Consider the following 16,050-nt stretch of genomic DNA (forward strand, 5'->3'; position numbering starts at 1 on the left):
CGCAGACTTCAAATTATTTGGACCAGCGGACCCGCCCGCCGCTCCCGGATCGACAGGAAAAATCAAGGAATGCGCACGGATACCGGCCAGGTCTTCAAACTCGAAGACTATCGCCCTAGTGATTATCTGATTCCGGAAACCAGCCTGACTTTCCGCCTTTCGCCTGAAGCAACGCATGTCACCGCCGTGCTGACGGTCGAACGTCGCGACGAGATTGCCGTGTCGGTGCCACTGGTGCTGGATGGCGACGGGCTGACGCTCCGCAGTATCGCCATCGACGGCCAGGAACCGAGGCCTGCGGATTTTCTCGTCACGCCCGATCAACTGACAATCATCAGCCCCCCTGCCACAAGGCGCTTCCAGCTGAGAATTGAAACCGTGTTGGCGCCGGCGCAGAACGAAGCGCTGATGGGCCTCTATCGCTCCAGCGACGTCTATTGCACGCAATGCGAGGCCGAAGGCTTTCGCCGCATCACTTATTTCCTCGACCGTCCCGACATCCTGTCGGTCTATACGGTGCGTATCGAAGCTGAGCGCAAGGAGGCGCCGCTGCTTTTGTCCAACGGCAACCCGGCCGGCAGCGGCGAGCTTGCCGGCGGCTGGCACTATGCGGTCTGGCACGACCCCTTCCCCAAGCCGTCCTATTTGTTTGCGCTGGTGGCCGGCGACCTCGGCAAGATCTCGGACAGTTTCGTCACCCTGTCTGGCCGCAAGGTCGAGCTCGGAATCTATGTCGAACCGGGTAAAGAGAGGCTCGCCGGCTACGCCATGGACGCTTTGAAACGGTCGATGAAATGGGACGAGGAGGCATTCGGCCGCGAATACGACCTCGATGTCTTCAACATCGTCGCCGTGTCCGACTTCAATATGGGCGCGATGGAGAACAAGGGCCTCAACATCTTCAACGACAAATATGTGCTGGCCGACCAGGAAACCGCGACCGACGCCGATTTCGCCAATATCGAAGCCATCATTGCGCATGAGTATTTCCACAATTGGACAGGTAACAGAATCACTTGCCGTGACTGGTTCCAGCTTTGCCTGAAGGAAGGCCTGACCGTTTTCCGCGACCACGAATTCTCGGCAGATCAGCGCTCGCGCGCCGTCAAGCGCATCGCCGAGGTGCGTACACTGCGCGCCCATCAGTTTCCCGAGGACCAGGGGCCGCTGGCGCATCCGGTGCGGCCGCGCCGCTATCGCGAGATCAACAATTTCTATACGGCGACGGTCTATGAAAAGGGCTCGGAAGTCGTGCGCATGATCCACACTATCCTCGGCGCAGAGACGTTCCGCGCCGGCATGGACCTCTACTTCGAACGTCACGACGGCCAGGCGGCGACGATCGAAGACTTCATCAAGGTGTTCGAAGACGTTTCCGGTCGCGACCTGTCGCAGTTTTCGCTCTGGTATCATCAGGCCGGTACGCCGAACCTGACCGTCAGTTCAGCGTATAATCCTGCGGCGCAGGAATTCACGCTCGAAATCGAGCAGTCGGTGCCGCCAACGCCGTCGGAAAGCCGCAAACGGCTGATGCACATTCCGCTTGCCTTCGGCCTGGTCGGCGCCGCCGGAGAGGCGACAGCCTATAGCGGCGTGGAGGGGGCGAATGTCGAGGACGGCGTCATCCATATCCGCAAACGCCGCCATGTCGTCAGGTTTTCCGGGATTGCCGAGCGGCCGGCCATGTCGCTCAACCGCGGCTTTTCGGCGCCAGTGACGCTTTCGGTCGAGCAGCGGCCCGACGACCAGTTTTTTCTGGCTGGCCACGACAGCGACGCCTTCTCGCGCTGGCAGGCATTCAACACGCTTTTGACCGATGCGCTGATTGCAGCTTTCCGCCAGATCCTGGACCACAGGCAACCCGAGTTCAGCTCCCGGCTGACCGGGCTTGCCGGCAAAATAGCCGGCGACGACGCGCTCGAACCCGCCTATCGGGCACTGACGCTGGCGCTGCCCGGCGAGGCCGATATCGCCCGCGACATCGGCAAGAACATCGACCCCGATGCCATTTTCGCGGCGCGCGGGGCGCTGGCAGTTGCGATCGCCGAGGCCAACCGCGAGATATTCCCCAACTTCTATGATCGGCTCGCCGACAATGGTCCGTTCAGCCCGGACGCGGCCAGTGCCGGGCGGCGGGCGCTGCGCAATGTCCTGCTGGACTATCTCTCCTTGCTGCCGGCAGGTGCGGAACTCGCTGCCCGGCACTTCCAATCGGCGACCAACATGACGGATCGTGCCGCGGCGTTGACCGTGCTTGCGCACCGTCACCACGGCTCACCTGAGGCAACCAAGGCACTGGCCGATTTCGAGGCGAAATATGCAACCGATCCGCTGGTCATGGACAAATGGTTCCAGATCCAGGCCAGCGTGCCCGGTCCGCAAACCGTCGACGCGGTGCGCGCCTTGACCAGCCACCCAGCGTTCTCGATGGTCAACCCGAACCGGGTACGCTCGCTCATCGGTACGTTTTCCAGCGCCAACCAGACCGGCTTTCATCGCGCCGACGGCGAGGGCTACCGGCTTTTCGTCGAAACGGTGCTGCAGGTCGAAAAACGCAACCCGCAGGTGGCCGCCAGGCTGGCGACGGCGCTCAGATCGTGGCGCTCGCTCGAACCCGTGCGGCAGGCCAAGGCAAGGGAGGCGTTGCTTTCAATCGCCAATACCGAGAAGCTGTCGGCCGATTTGCGAGACATCGTCGAGCGCACCCTGGCGTAAGCGACCTCCCCTTCTCCCCTTGTCGTGGGAGAAGGGAAGACCATCCGAAAACCCATTATTTTAGTCGATTTTTAATCTTTTTTCGCCGCACCTCTGGACAAGGCGAATCCCCTTTGATTCTTTAGTGACGATTCGGAAGTGCGGCGTTGCCGGATCGTCAAGCGGGACAGAAGATCGGGGAGTGCCATTTATGGCGAAGGCGGACGCGTGGGGCGCGCCCGGTGGGACGGCGTTTGAGCGTCGCGAGGCGCGAAACGACGGTCTCGCGGGCAATACGCGGCTCATCGCCGAACCTGCCTACCGACGGCTGCTGGCAGCCGAACCGCTGTTGCGGCGATCGATACCGGCCCTCATTATCATGTTTCTGTTGATCATCGCAGTACTGCGCTTTCTGTCACTGATGAACGAGCGCGACGAGATCGAGCGCGGCGCCAAGGCGATCCTTGCGCTGGCCGCCGGCCAACTGGCCAGTTCGATCGCCGACGCGACCATGGTTTCCACGCCAGGTGCGATCCAGGACCTGCTGGAGAGCACCGGTCGTCAGGGCGCGATGGGCCGAAGCCACGTACTGGCGATCACCGACAGCGCCTTCAAGATCATTGCCGTATCGCCGCAGTCGATGCACTGGGAGGGCCGATCGCTCGATGGCGTCGTGCAGGGCGGGCAGCCGCTGTTCATGTTCGGCGATCGCGCCGGAGTGATGGAGGTCAGCATCGGCGGACAGGACTGGTACGCAGCAGTGAGCCTGGCGAATGGCCGAAAGGGTGCCGCGGCAGCGTTCGTGCCGCAGGAGGCAGTTTTTGACGCCTGGCGCAAGACGGTCTCACTCAATGTCACGCTGTTCGTGCTGACGGCCGGCGTGCTGATCGTCATCCTTTATGCCTATTTCGGCCAGGCGGCGCGTGCCCAGGCCGCCGACCGCATCTATCTCGAAGCCCACCAACGCATCGACATGGCGTTGGTACGCGGCCGCTGCGGCCTGTGGGATTGGGACATGGTGCGCGGCAAGATGTACTGGTCGCGCTCGATGTACGACATGCTGGGCTACGAGCCTTGCGACACGATGCTGTCGTTCGGCGAAGTCGACGAAATCATTCATCCCGAGGACGGCGATTTGTTCGAACTCGCCAACAGGATCGTCGCACGCGAGATCGACTATATCGACCAGGTGTTCCGGATGCGCCATGCCGACGGGCAATGGGTTTGGATGCGCGCAAGAGCGCAGGTTATCGACCCGGAAGCGCCGGAGATCCAGCTGATCGGCATCGCCGTCGACGTCACCGAGCAGCGGCACCTGGCGCTGCGCTCCGAAGCGGCGGACCTGCGCCTGAGGACGGCCATCGAAAACATCAACGAATCCTTCGTGCTGTGGGATTCGTCCGAGCGCCTGATCATGTGCAATTCCAAATACCAGCAGGACAACGGCCTGTCGGATCGCGACGTGATGCCGGGCGCTCCGCGCGCCGTTCTGGAGGAACGCATGCTGGCCTTTGCCTCGGAGCGGCGGCTTGCCAATACCAATGGACCGCAGGGGGGCGTGACCTTCGAGCGCCAGCTTGCCGACGGCCGCTGGCTGCAAGTGAACGAGTTGCGGACAAGGGACGGCGGCACCGTCTCCGTCGGCTCCGACATCACCCAGATCAAGCTGCACCAGGAGAAGCTGGTCGACAGCGAGCGCCGGCTGATGGCGACAATCCACGACCTCAGCCTTGCCCGCCGCGCGGAAGAAGAACGGGCTCGTGAGCTCGTCGAGCTCAATCGCAAATACATGAAGGAAACCGAGCGGGCTGAAGCGGCAAACCGGGCCAAATCCGAATTCCTGGCCAACATGTCGCACGAGTTGCGGACGCCGCTCAACGCGATCATCGGCTTCTCGGAACTGATGGAACGGCGGCTGTTCGGGCCGCTGGGGTCGTCGCGCTACGAAGAGTATGCCACCGACATCAATGGCAGCGGCAAATATCTTCTCGGCGTGATCAACGACATCCTCGACATGTCGAAGATCGAGGCCGGCCAGTTCGCCCTGGATCAGGAAGAAATCGATCTCTGCCCGCTCATCAGGGAGACAGTTCGCGTCGTCTCGCTGCAGGCGGCGGAAAAGTCGATCACCGTCGAAACCCGCATCGCCGATTCGCTGACGCTGTTCGCCGACCGCAGGGCGATCAAGCAGATCCTCATCAACCTTCTGTCCAATGCGGTGAAGTTCACCGGGCAAGGCGGCCACATTTCGGTCAGAGCCCGCAGCATTTCCAGCGCGCTGATCCTGACGATCGAGGACAATGGCTGTGGCATCCCGAAAGCGGCGCTGAGCAAGCTCGGACGGCCATTCGAACAGGTGCAAAACCAGTTCTCCAAGAGCCATACCGGCTCCGGCCTCGGCCTCGCCATCTCGCGCTCGCTGGCCGAGCTTCAGGGTGGCGCCTTGAAGATCCGTTCGACCGAAAGCATCGGCACGATCGTCTCGGTACGCATCCCGATGAAGAAAGTCGCGCAGGCGATCAGGGCGGCTGCGTGAATGACCAGATAAGTCTCCGGCGGCTCGCGCCGCCGGAGCGGTTGTCAATTCTCACTGCATGCCGTCAGCGCCATCATTGCCCTCGCCGTCCCATTGGCGGTGACGGCCGGGACCCTTCGGCAGTTCGTTCTTCTCGATCTTGCCGTCATTGTCACGGTCGAGCATGGCGAACACCTTCTTCTGGCGGCTGGTGATATCGTCGGCGGTCAGCGTGCCGTCGCCCTTGGTGTCGTAGCGGGCGATGATGCGCCTGGCCATCTGCTCGAAGCGTGCCTTCTCCAGCGCGTCGGCGAGCTGTGCCACGGTCAGCTTGCCGCCATTGTCAGCGACCATCTTCTTCAGTCGAGCGTTCATGGCGTCGGAGAACTGGTCGAAGGTGATGGTGCCGTCATTGTCCTTCATGACTTTGCCCAGGCGCATCATCATGCCGCCGCGCGGCCCGGCGCCGGAGTGCTCGTCTGCATAGGCTGCGGTGCCGACGGCGCCGGCCAGGGCTGCGAAAACGAGTGCAAGTCTGGTTGTCTTTCTCATAGTCTTCTCCTGTTGCATCGTCACCCCCGATGCTAGAGCGGCGGACCTTCATCCCCCGCTCTATCTCTTTGATTGAACCTCGGAACCTCCCAAAAAAGGTCACAGTTTTGGGTCCGATGCTCTCGCCCGTACGGCTGGTTGCCGTCACGATTGTTTCGCACGAAGCAGAAGGTCGAAATCCTTTCTGACCTTCTGCGACGTCTCCTTGAGATGCGCTTCAAGCACACCGAAATCAGGCAGGTCGGTGACCGCAAGAAGCAGATCGGAAAGCCCTGGCGGAACGTCGTCGCGTTCGAACGCGCCGGTGAGGCAAAGCCGTATCATCTGAGTCAGCGCCAGATAGAGCGAATAGGCATCCACCAGTTCCTGCCTGACCGGGGCGTCGGCGAAATCCGGCGCCAGGCGCGACAGGACCTCAGCCGTGCCGGTGGCCCTGCGGCCGGCTTCGATCTTTCCCGTGATCAGCGCAACCTGGGCAATGAATTCGAGATCTATGAGGCCGCCCGGGATCAGCTTGATGTCCCAGGGATCGCGCGGCGGCTTCTCCTTGTCGACCATGGCGCGCATCTCGGATGCCTCGGCCATCACCTTGGCTGGATCGCGCGGCAGAGCGAGCACTGTGGCAACTTCCTCCTCAACCTCGCGGCAGAGCTCGGCATCGCCACCGATCGTGCGGGCCCGCGCCAGCGCCATATGCTCCCATGTCCAGGCGTCGTGGCGCTGGTACTTCTTGAAGGCATCGACGTGCGTGGCCACCGGCCCCTTGTTGCCGGACGGTCGCAGGCGAAGGTCGAGCTCGTAGAGCACGCCCTCGGCGGTCGGCGCGGAAACGGCGGCGATCAGCCGCTGCGTCAGCCGGCTGTAGTAATGCGACGGGGCAAGCGGCTTGTGGCCGTCGGACTCCTCGGCATCGGCGTCGTGATCGTAGAGCAGGATGAGGTCGACGTCGGAACCCGCCGTCAGTTCGCGGCTGCCGAGCTTACCCATGCCGAGCAGTGCGACCCTGCCGCCGGCAATATAGCCATGACGCAACGCGAATTCCGCTGTCACCGCCTGCAACGCCGCCTCGATGGTCAGGTCGGCGAGATCGGAAAAAGCGCGGCCGGCGCGCGGCGGATCGATCGACCCGGCAAGCAGCCTGACGCCGATCAGGAATTTTTGCTCCGAAGCAAAGATGCGCAGCCGGTCGAGCACGTCCTCGTAAGCCCTGTCGCCTTCGAGGAAGGCAGCGAGGCGCGCCGACAGATAGGCGCGGTTGGGCAGTTCGCTCAGCAGCGCCGGATCGAGCAGGCCATCGAAGACATGCGGCCGGCGCGTGATGATGGCGGCTAGCCGCGGTGCTGCGCCCATGATCGTCGCCATCAGCTTCAGCAACGCCGGATTCGACTGCAGCAGCGAAAACAGCTGGATGCCGGCAGGCAGGCCGGCAAGGAATTCGTCGAAGCGGATCACCGCCTCGTCCGCTCGCCGCGTCTGGCCGAAGGCTTGCAGCAGCGCCGGCGTCAGTTCGGTCAGCCGCTCGCGCGCCTCCGCCGACCGGGTGACGCGGTAGCGGCCGAAGTGCCAGCCGCGGATAACCCGGCAGATGTCGCTCGGCCGCTGGAAGCCGAGCCGCCGCAGGGTCTGCAAGGTATCGGGATCGTCGACGTCGCCGGTAAAGACCAGATTGCCGATGCCGGCCGAAAGCTCCGGCGCGGTCTCGAACAGCGCTGCATAGTGGCGCTCGACCTGATGCAGCGCCGCGCGGAACGTTTCGGCAAAGCCTGCCGCATCGGCAAAGCCCAGCATGCGGGCGACGCGTTCCAGCCCCTCTTCGTCCTCCGGCAGAATATGCGTCTGCTGGTCGGCAACCATCTGGATGGCATGTTCGACGCGGCGCAGGAACCAGTATTGCCTGGTGAGTGCATCGCGCGCGTCGGCGGTGATCCAGCCGCGTGCGGCGAGTTCGCCGAGCATCGGCACGGTCTCGCGGCCGCGCAGTTCGGGAAAGCGGCCGCCGGCGATAAGCTGCTGGGTCTGGACGAAGAACTCGATCTCGCGGATGCCGCCGCGGCCGAGCTTGACGTTGTGGCCCTTGACCGCGACCTCGCCATGGCCCTTGTGGGCGTGGATCTGGCGCTTGATCGAATGGACGTCGGCAATCGCCGCATAGTCCATGTATTTGCGCCAGATATAGGGCTGCAGTTCCTTCAGGAACGCGGCGCCGGCGGCAACATCGCCGGCCACCGGGCGAGCCTTGATCATGGCGGCGCGCTCCCAGTTCTGGCCGCGCGCCTCATAGTAGCGCAGCGCTGCCTCGACCGGGATCGCCAGCGGCGTCGAGCCGGGGTCGGGACGAAGCCTGAGATCGGTGCGGAAGACGTAACCGTGCTCGGTGCGGTCCTGGAGGATACGGACCAGCCGGCGGGTCAGGCGCGAAAACAGCTCTGTGGCATCGAGCGGATCGACGACGGCAGGCGCATCGGGGTCGAAGAAGACGACGAGGTCGATGTCGGAGGAGAAGTTCAGCTCATGCGCGCCGAGCTTGCCCATGCCGAGCAGAATCCAGCCCGAGCGTCGTGCCGGATTTTTGGGATCCGGCAATCGGAGCTTGCCCTGCTCATGCGCGTCGCGGAGCAGGAAATCGACGGCCGCACGCGTGCAGGCGTCGGCAAGGTCGCTCAGTCGCCGCACTGTCAACGAGGTCTCGGCCTCGCCGGCCAGATCGGCCAAGGCGATCAGGAAATGTGCCTCCGCCTTGCATTGGCGCAGCTCCATCATCAGGCTGGTTTCGGAGACGGCCTCTGCGCGTGCTGCCTTGTCGATCGCGGCGCCGATCGATGACAGCCGCGCCTCGACCCTCCCGTCGAAAAGCGCATCGAGTATCCGCGGCCGGCGGCGCGCGGTATCGCGCAGGAACGGCGACAGGTCGAACACAGCGGCGAGGAAATCCTGGACGACCCCCTTGCCGGCGAGAAATTTCGCCAGTCGCGGCAGTTCCTTTTGCCGCGCGGCGTCGGCGATCTCCGACAGTTCCTGCCTGGCGCGGCTTGCATCCAGCGGAACGAGCTCTACCGCCGGCTTCAACAGCCAGTCCGTTTCCAGGCGTCGCACTGCCATCCTCGCAACCATCAGCGATCCTCCCGCCCGGGAAAACTCATGACGACCGACAATCCGGGATTGCCGGGCAGCAGCTCAAGCCGTCCATTGTGGAATGTCATGATCGCCTTGGCGAGACTCAAGCCAAGGCCGGAACCCGGCTGCGAGCGGCTCTTTTCCAGCCGCACGAAACGCTCGGTCACCCTGGCGCGGTCGACATCGTCGGGAATGCCCTGGCCGTTGTCGGAGACGGCGAGTCTGATCTCGCTACCGACACGCTCCAGCGTCACGCGAACCGTAGGCCTGGAGGTCGAGTCGGTCGAATATTTGATCGCATTGTCGACGATGTTGGACAGCGCTTGGCCGATCAGCTCGCGATTGCCGTCGACGACGAAAGAACCTTGCACCGAAGTTTCGAGCGTCACGCCCGCCTCCTCCGCTACCGGCTCGTAGAGTTCGACGACGTCGTGCACGGCAGCGGCCAGATTGACCCTGGTGGTGCTTTCCGAGGAATAGCCGGCCTCCAGCCGCGAAATCATCAGGATAGCGTTGAAGGTCTTTATCAGCTGATCGGATTCGGCGATCGTTCCTTCCAGCGCCTGCCGGTAGTCGCTGGTGTTGTGCTTGCCGGAAAGCGTCGCCTCGGCACGATTGCGCAGCCTGGTCAGCGGCGTCTTCAGGTCGTGGGCGATGTTGTCGGAGACCTGCTTCAGGCCCTCGTTCAGCGTGGCGATCCGGGCCAGCATGGAATTGAGGTTTTCCGACAGCCGGTCGAACTCGTCACCGGCGCCGGTGACCGGCAGCCGGCCGGAAAGATCGCCGCCCATGATGCGGCGGCTCGCCTCCGACACGCTGTCGATGCGTTTCAGCGCCGCGCGCCCGACGAAAAACCAGATCAGCAGCCCGCCGACACCCATCATGCCGAGCGCCAGCATCAAGGCGCGGCGAATGACGGCGCGGAAGCGCTCCGGCTCGCCGAGGTCGCGGCCGACCAGCATGATCATCTGGTTGGGCAGGCGCAGCACCAGAGCAACGGCGTTGTGGCCTTTCTCGCCTTCGGCCTGGACTTCGCTCTGGGCGGGCTCGTTCGGGTCGGAGACCGGGTTGCGCTGCCGCTCGAGTTCGCCCTCACCGAAGCGGCGGTAGGAGAACGGTTCGGTGGTCCAGCCCTCGGCCTCGATCACGCCCGGCTCCAGGCTCTGCACGTTGCCGGTCAGGATCTGGCCGTTGGCATCGGCGATCAGATAGAGATTGGCGCCGGGCTGGCGGGAGCGCTGCTCGACGACGCGGACCAGCAGCGGAAGGCCGCCGCGCTGATAGGCGCGGGCAAGGCCGAGCACCTCGTCGTTGATCGTCTCCTGCGTCTGGGCGGTCAGCATGCGCACCGAGAGCGAGGTCATGTACAAGACCAGCAACACCGCACACAGCGCAAAAAGCAGAAGATAAAGCGCTGAAAGCCGCGCTGCCGTCGTCTTCATGATGGCCGGCACGGAAAGAGCCATGGGGTTCTAGCCGCTTTTCAGCATGTAGCCGGCGCCGCGAACCGTGTGGAGGATCGGCTTGTCGAAGCCCTTCTCGATCTTGCCCCGCAGCCGCGAGATATGAACGTCGATGACGTTGGTCTGCGGATCGAAATGGTAGTCCCAGACGTTCTCGAGCAGCATGGTGCGCGTCACCACCTGGCCGGCATGGCGCATCAGATATTCGAGCAGGCGGAACTCGCGCGGCTGCAGCGTTATCTCGCGCCCGGCGCGGCGCACCGAGTGCGACAGCCGGTCGAGTTCGAGATCACCGACCCGGTAAACGGTTTCGGCTTCCCTGGCGCTGGCGCGGCGGTTCAGCACCTCGACGCGGGCGAGCAGTTCGGAAAAGGCGTAGGGTTTGGTCAGATAGTCGTCGCCGCCGGCGCGCAGACCGGTGACCCGGTCGTCGACTTCGCCGAGCGCCGACAGGATGAGCACGGGCGTCGTGTTGCCTCTGGACCTGAGCCCGGCAATGACGGACAGGCCGTCGCGGCGCGGCATCATGCGGTCAACGACCATGACGTCATAGTCGCCGGAATCAGCGAGCGCGAAGCCGGTTTCGCCGTCGCCGGCGACATGGGCGGTATGGCCGGCCTCGGCGAACGCCTTCTGCAGGTAGTCGGCTGCCTCGCGATCGTCTTCTATGACGAGAATCTTCATAGAACCGTTATACGCGATTTCGCTGGAAGATTGAGTGGCCGGCATACGCATCGTGGCCTTCTCCATGGCGTATCGCGAACAAAGTGATTCAAGGATACGCGGTAAGTCTTTGTTTTAGCATGTCGTAGCCTAAAACCGCTTCACGCTTTGAGCGACATGTTCGAGCGGCAGCGGGCGATGGGAAGCCCGCTGCCGCTGGGGCGGAACACGATGACTGACTAACGTATTCAGGCCCCGTGCTTTCCCGTGCGGCGGCTCGGGGGTGTTGAAAACCGCCGCACCGGAAAAGTCGACCACTAGAGCGCCGCGCGTCCTCTTGGACGCGCGAAGGACGCTCTAGCACCTTGAATCGGCGCATGAGCCTTTCCGAAAACGGAATACGTGTTCGGGGTCATGCGCTCAGCCCTTGGCGACAGGCAGTGCGACGAAGCGGTTGCTGTCGTCGCGGGTGATCTGCATCAACACCGCCTTGCGGCCGGACTTCACCGCGTCGGCCATCGCCTTGTCGACGTCGGCGGTGCCGCTCACTTCCGTCGAATTGACGGAGGTGATGACGTCGCCGGGCTGGATGCCGCGATCGGCGGCATCGCTGTCGGGGTCGACGTCGGTCACCACAAGTCCCTTGCCATTTTCGGACTTGGTAACGGTCAGGCCGAGATCGGCGAGCGTGTCGGTCTTCGGTGCCGGAGCAGGCTGCTGGTCGGCCGAGGCCTGCTTGTCGCTCGACGGCAGCTTGCCAAGGTCGACCTTAACCGCCTCGCTCTTGCCGTTGCGCCACACCGTGACGTCGACCGATTTGCCGGGCGGGTAAGCGCCAATCAGTCGGGCGAGTTCCTTCGGCGAAGCAACGTCCTTGCCGTCCACCTGGGTGATCACGTCACCGGCGGTGATGCCGGCCTTCTTGCCGGGACCGTTGTCCTGCGCGCTGGCAACGAGCGCGCCCTTGCCGGACCCAAGGCCAAGCGACTCGGCGATTTCAGGCGTGACCGGCTGGATTTCGACGCCGAGCCAGCCGCGCTGGACGGTACCGTTCCTCATCAGGTCCTGCACGACCTGCTTGGCGGTCGAAGCGGGAATGTCGAAGGCAATGCCGACGCTGCCGCCCGACGGCGAGAAGATCGCGGTGTTGATGCCGACAACCTGGCCGTTGAGGTTGAAGGTCGGGCCGCCCGAATTGCCGCGGTTCACCGAGGCGTCGATCTGGATGAAGTCGTCATAAGGACCGGCGCCGATATCGCGGCCGCGGGCCGAAACGATGCCGGCGGTAACCGTGCCGCCGAGGCCGAACGGATTGCCGACAGCCACCACCCAGTCGCCGACGCGAACCTTGGAATCATCAGCGAAGTCGACATAGGTGAACCTGTTACCGTCATCGACCTTGAGCACGGCAAGATCGGTGCGCGGATCGGTGCCGATCAGCTTGGCGTCGAGTTCCTTGCCGTCATTGGTCACCACGGTGAAGGCGGTACCCTCCTCGACGACATGGTTGTTGGTGACGAGATAGCCGTCATCGGAGATGAAGAAACCCGACCCTTGCGCCACCGGCCGCGGCTGGTCGTTGTTGCGGTCACGATGTCCAAAACGGCGCATTCCGTTCGGGCCTTGGTCGCCAAAGCCGCGGAATTCGCGGAAGAAACGCCGCAGCTGCGGGTTATCGGGAAGATTGCCTAAGCCGTCCTCGTCGTCCATCTGGTCGGAACCGTCATCGGCCGTCGGCTGGATCTTGGCCTTGACGCGCACGCTGACAACCGCCGGCGAAACGCGCTCGACCACATCGGCGAAGCTTGGGACCTGCGGTGCCTCGACACGCACGGCGTCGGCCAGCACCGGGGCTGTCCCGGTGGCAACGGCGCCGAAGCCGATCGCGCCGGCAATGGCCAGGGATGCGGCTGCGGCCAGCAGGCGTTTGCGAGTGCGAAGAGATGAATTGGGGGCAACATTCATGGTTCTCGTATCCTCTTTTCAAGGGACGCCCCTTGGTTGGCATCCTCGACAAAGGAAATAGAGAGCCGCACATTACGGCGCCATTTCCGGTACATGAAACTTTCGTAATGTATCGATCAATCGCGGCGAAGTATCGCGTCCAACGCCGCCTGCTCGTCCGCGGTCAGGGCACTGGTCGCCGTCGAGCGGCGCGAGCGGGCGGCCAGCAGGATGCACGTCCCGCCAACGAGCAGCAGAAGAACTGGCGTCCCCCAGAGCAAGACATTGCGCAGATTGAAGCGTGGCTTCAGCAGCACGAACTCGCCGTAGCGCGAAACGACATAGTCCATCACCTGCTGATCGGTATCGCCGGCGACCAGACGCTGGCGCACAAGGATGCGCAGGTCACGGGCAAGATCGGCATCGGACTCGTCGATCGACTGGTTCTGGCAGACCATGCAGCGCAGGCCTTCCGACAAAGCGCGCGCCCTCGCCTCGAGTGCCGGGTCGGCGAGCACCTCGTCGGGCTTGACCGCCTGCGCGGCGCCGGCGAACAACAGCGCCAGCAGCAGGACCAGCGAGGCCAGCGTGCTCCTTCTCATTGCGGGCTCGCCGATGGCATGGCGCCTGCAGGCTTGCGGCGCGACGGTGCGCCGACGCGCAGGCGGCGGTCAAGCAGCGACATCGCCGCGCCCGCCATCATCACCAATCCGCCGCCCCAGATCAGCGTCACCAGCGGCTTCCACCACAGACGAACGACCACCGAGCCATCGCTGCCCTCGTCGCCAAGCGAAAGATAGAGCTGGCTGAAGCCGATCGTCCTGATGCCGGATTCGGTCGTGGTCATCTGGCGCACCGGATATGAGCGCTTGGCCGAGGTGATCTCGCCTGCGACGCTGCCGTCGGCGCCAAGCAGGGCGAAGCGGCCGCGATCCTCACTGTAGTTAGGCCCCTGGGCCGGGTAGAGTCCCTCGAAGCGCAGCTTGTGGCCGGACAGTTCGACGGTCTCGCCGGCATGCATCGACAGGATTTTTTCGGTGCCGAAGCAAAGCGTGCCGACAATGCCGAGCGTCGTCAGGCCGAGGCCGAGATGCGCAAGCGCTGTGCCGAAGACCGAGCGCGGCAGGCCGGCGAAACGCCTGAGCATCGTGGCGGGCGCGACGGTGCCGAAGCCGGATTTGACAGCGAGATCGGTGAGCGCGCCGCAGATCAGCCAGAAGGCAAGGCCGACACCGAGCGCTGCGAATACCGATGCGCCATCGATGAACAAGGCCGTCACCAGTACGGCGAGCAGCGCCGCGGCGAAAGCCGCCATCAGGCGCTGGGCGACCGCGAAAATGTCGCCGCGCTTCCAGGCGAGCAGCGGCCCGAACGGCACGACGACCAAGAGCGGCACCATCAGCGGGCCGAATGTCAGGTTGAAGAACGGCGCGCCAACCGAAATCTTGTCGGCAGACAGGGCTTCGACGGCGAGCGGGTAGAGCGTGCCGACCAGCACGGTGGCGGTGGCGGTGGTCAGGAACAGATTGTTGAGGACCAGCGCGCCTTCGCGCGAGATCGGGTGAAACAGGCCGCCGGCCGTCAGCCGGGAGGCGCGCAAGGCAAACAGCGCCAGCGAGCCGCCGATGAACAGCGTCAGGATGCAGAGGATGAAAACGCCACGCGTCGGATCGGTGGCGAATGCGTGCACCGAGGTCAGCACGCCGGAACGCACCAGGAAGGTGCCGAGCAGCGACAGTGAGAAGGTCAGGATCGCCAGAAGCAGCGTCCAGATCTTCAGCGCCGAGCGCTTTTCCATGACGATCGCCGAATGCAGCAGCGCCGTGCCCGCCAGCCACGGCATGAAGGATGCGTTCTCGACCGGATCCCAGAACCAGAAGCCGCCCCAGCCGAGCTCGTAATAGGCCCAGTAGGAGCCCATGGCGATGCCGCCGGTGAGGAACATCCAGGCGACCAGCGTCCATGGCCGCACCCAGCGCGCCCAGGATGCATCAATGCGGCCCTCGATGAGGGCGGCGACCGAGAAGGAAAAGCAGATCGAGAAACCGACATAGCCGAGATAGAGCAGCGGCGGATGGATGGCGAGGCCGAGATCCTGCAGGATCGGGTTGAGATCGCGTCCTTCGATAGGCGCCGGATTGAGCCTGACGAACGGGTTCGACGTCGTCAGGATGAACAGCAAGAACGTGGCGCCGATCGCTCCCTGCACGGCAAGCACATTGGCCCGGAGCGTCGCCGGAAGATTGCCGCCGAAAACGGCGACAAGCGCGCCGAAGAAGGTCAGGATCAGCACCCAGAGCAGCATCGAACCTTCGTGATTGCCCCAGGTTCCGGTGATCTTGTAGATCAGCGGCTGCAGCGAATGCGAGTTCTCCCAGACGCTCTCAACCGAAAAATCGGACCCTGCATAGGCGGTCGCCAGCGCTACGAAGGACAGCGCCGTCAAGGCAAAGCCGGTCAGCGCGGCGGGTGCGCCGACGGCCATCATCTTGTGGTTGCCGGTGCGCGCGCCGAACACCGGCACCACCGTCTGCACCAGGGCCAGCGCAAACGCCAGGACCAGGGCGAAATGTCCGGTTTCAACCATTGTCGCCGCACCCGCTAGATCTTGCCGCAGGTTCTTGCCGCAAAACCGTGGAACACTTTTGCGGAACCTGCTCAGTCACTCTTGCTCTCCTGCCACACGCCCTTGGCCTTGAGGCCGTCGGCCACTTCCTTGGGCATATAGGTCTCGTCATGCTTGGCGAGCACGCTGTCGGCGACAAAAATGCCGTCAGGGCCAAACGAGCCTTCGGTGATCACGCCCTGCCCTTCGCGGAAAAGATCGGGAAGAATGCCGGTATAGGTAACCTTGACGTCCTTCTGATTGTCGGTCACCGAAAAGGCGACGGTGGCGCCTTGGCTACGCTCGACCGTGCCTTTTTCGACGAGGCCGCCGAGTCTGATGCGCTGGCCGGGCTGAAGGCTAGCGGTGGCCAGATCGGCCGGCATGTAGAAATAGGAGGCCTTCTGGCCAAGCGCATAGAAGGTCAGCCCGGTGGCAACACCGAGAAACCCCAGCCCTGCTGCGATCACCGACAGTCGTTTCTGCTTGCGCGTCATCGT

At 63.7% G+C, this 16,050-nt stretch carries 10 protein-coding genes; 2 read left to right on the forward strand and 8 right to left on the reverse strand.

The window, feature by feature from the left end; translation table 11 throughout:
- Positions 1–69: 69 nt before the first annotated feature.
- Complete coding sequence (pepN, locus tag NKJ17_RS22705; RefSeq protein ID WP_352690012.1) at positions 70–2,715, forward strand: aminopeptidase N; 2,646 nt, start codon at positions 70–72, stop codon at positions 2,713–2,715.
- A 190-nt stretch (positions 2,716–2,905) separates the two neighbouring features.
- Positions 2,906–5,230: a PAS domain-containing sensor histidine kinase gene (locus NKJ17_RS22710; RefSeq protein WP_352507497.1), complete on the forward strand. Its 2,325-nt coding sequence runs from the start codon at positions 2,906–2,908 to the stop codon at positions 5,228–5,230.
- A 51-nt stretch (positions 5,231–5,281) separates the two neighbouring features.
- Here the strand turns inward: NKJ17_RS22710 and NKJ17_RS22715 are convergent, their stop codons facing one another.
- From NKJ17_RS22715 to ccmE, 8 genes are all read right to left on the reverse strand, one after another.
- Positions 5,282–5,761, reverse strand: coding sequence for an EF-hand domain-containing protein (locus NKJ17_RS22715; RefSeq protein WP_352507496.1), 480 nt, complete (start codon positions 5,759–5,761; stop codon positions 5,282–5,284).
- Positions 5,762–5,905: 144 nt separating this feature from the next.
- Positions 5,906–8,872 carry a bifunctional [glutamine synthetase] adenylyltransferase/[glutamine synthetase]-adenylyl-L-tyrosine phosphorylase gene (locus NKJ17_RS22720; protein WP_352690013.1) on the reverse strand — a complete coding sequence of 989 codons (2,967 nt, stop codon included), beginning with the start codon at positions 8,870–8,872 and terminating at the stop codon, positions 5,906–5,908.
- Positions 8,872–10,341: a sensor histidine kinase gene (locus NKJ17_RS22725; RefSeq protein WP_352690014.1), complete on the reverse strand. Its 1,470-nt coding sequence runs from the start codon at positions 10,339–10,341 to the stop codon at positions 8,872–8,874. The genes NKJ17_RS22720 and NKJ17_RS22725 overlap by 1 nt, the downstream gene beginning before the upstream one ends.
- Before the next feature lie 6 nt (positions 10,342–10,347).
- Positions 10,348–11,022 carry a response regulator transcription factor gene (locus NKJ17_RS22730; protein ID WP_254819962.1) on the reverse strand — a complete coding sequence of 225 codons (675 nt, stop codon included), beginning with the start codon at positions 11,020–11,022 and terminating at the stop codon, positions 10,348–10,350.
- Positions 11,023–11,421: 399 nt separating this feature from the next.
- Positions 11,422–12,966: a Do family serine endopeptidase gene (locus NKJ17_RS22735; RefSeq protein ID WP_352690015.1), complete on the reverse strand. Its 1,545-nt coding sequence runs from the start codon at positions 12,964–12,966 to the stop codon at positions 11,422–11,424.
- A 116-nt stretch (positions 12,967–13,082) separates the two neighbouring features.
- Positions 13,083–13,547, reverse strand: a complete 465-nt coding sequence (locus NKJ17_RS22740; protein ID WP_254819960.1) for a cytochrome c-type biogenesis protein — start codon at positions 13,545–13,547, stop codon at positions 13,083–13,085.
- Positions 13,544–15,532 (reverse strand): heme lyase CcmF/NrfE family subunit, encoded by a 1,989-nt coding sequence (locus tag NKJ17_RS22745; protein ID WP_352690016.1) that lies wholly within the window; start codon positions 15,530–15,532, stop codon positions 13,544–13,546. Before NKJ17_RS22745 ends, NKJ17_RS22740 begins: the two co-directional genes overlap by 4 nt.
- Before the next feature lie 71 nt (positions 15,533–15,603).
- Positions 15,604–16,047 carry a cytochrome c maturation protein CcmE gene (ccmE, locus tag NKJ17_RS22750; protein ID WP_023677821.1) on the reverse strand — a complete coding sequence of 148 codons (444 nt, stop codon included), beginning with the start codon at positions 16,045–16,047 and terminating at the stop codon, positions 15,604–15,606.
- Between the last annotated feature and the right edge of the window lie 3 nt (positions 16,048–16,050).

Origin of the sequence: Mesorhizobium sp. M0208, assembly GCF_040322015.1 — a bacterium.
Lineage (GTDB): Bacteria > Pseudomonadota > Alphaproteobacteria > Rhizobiales > Rhizobiaceae > Mesorhizobium.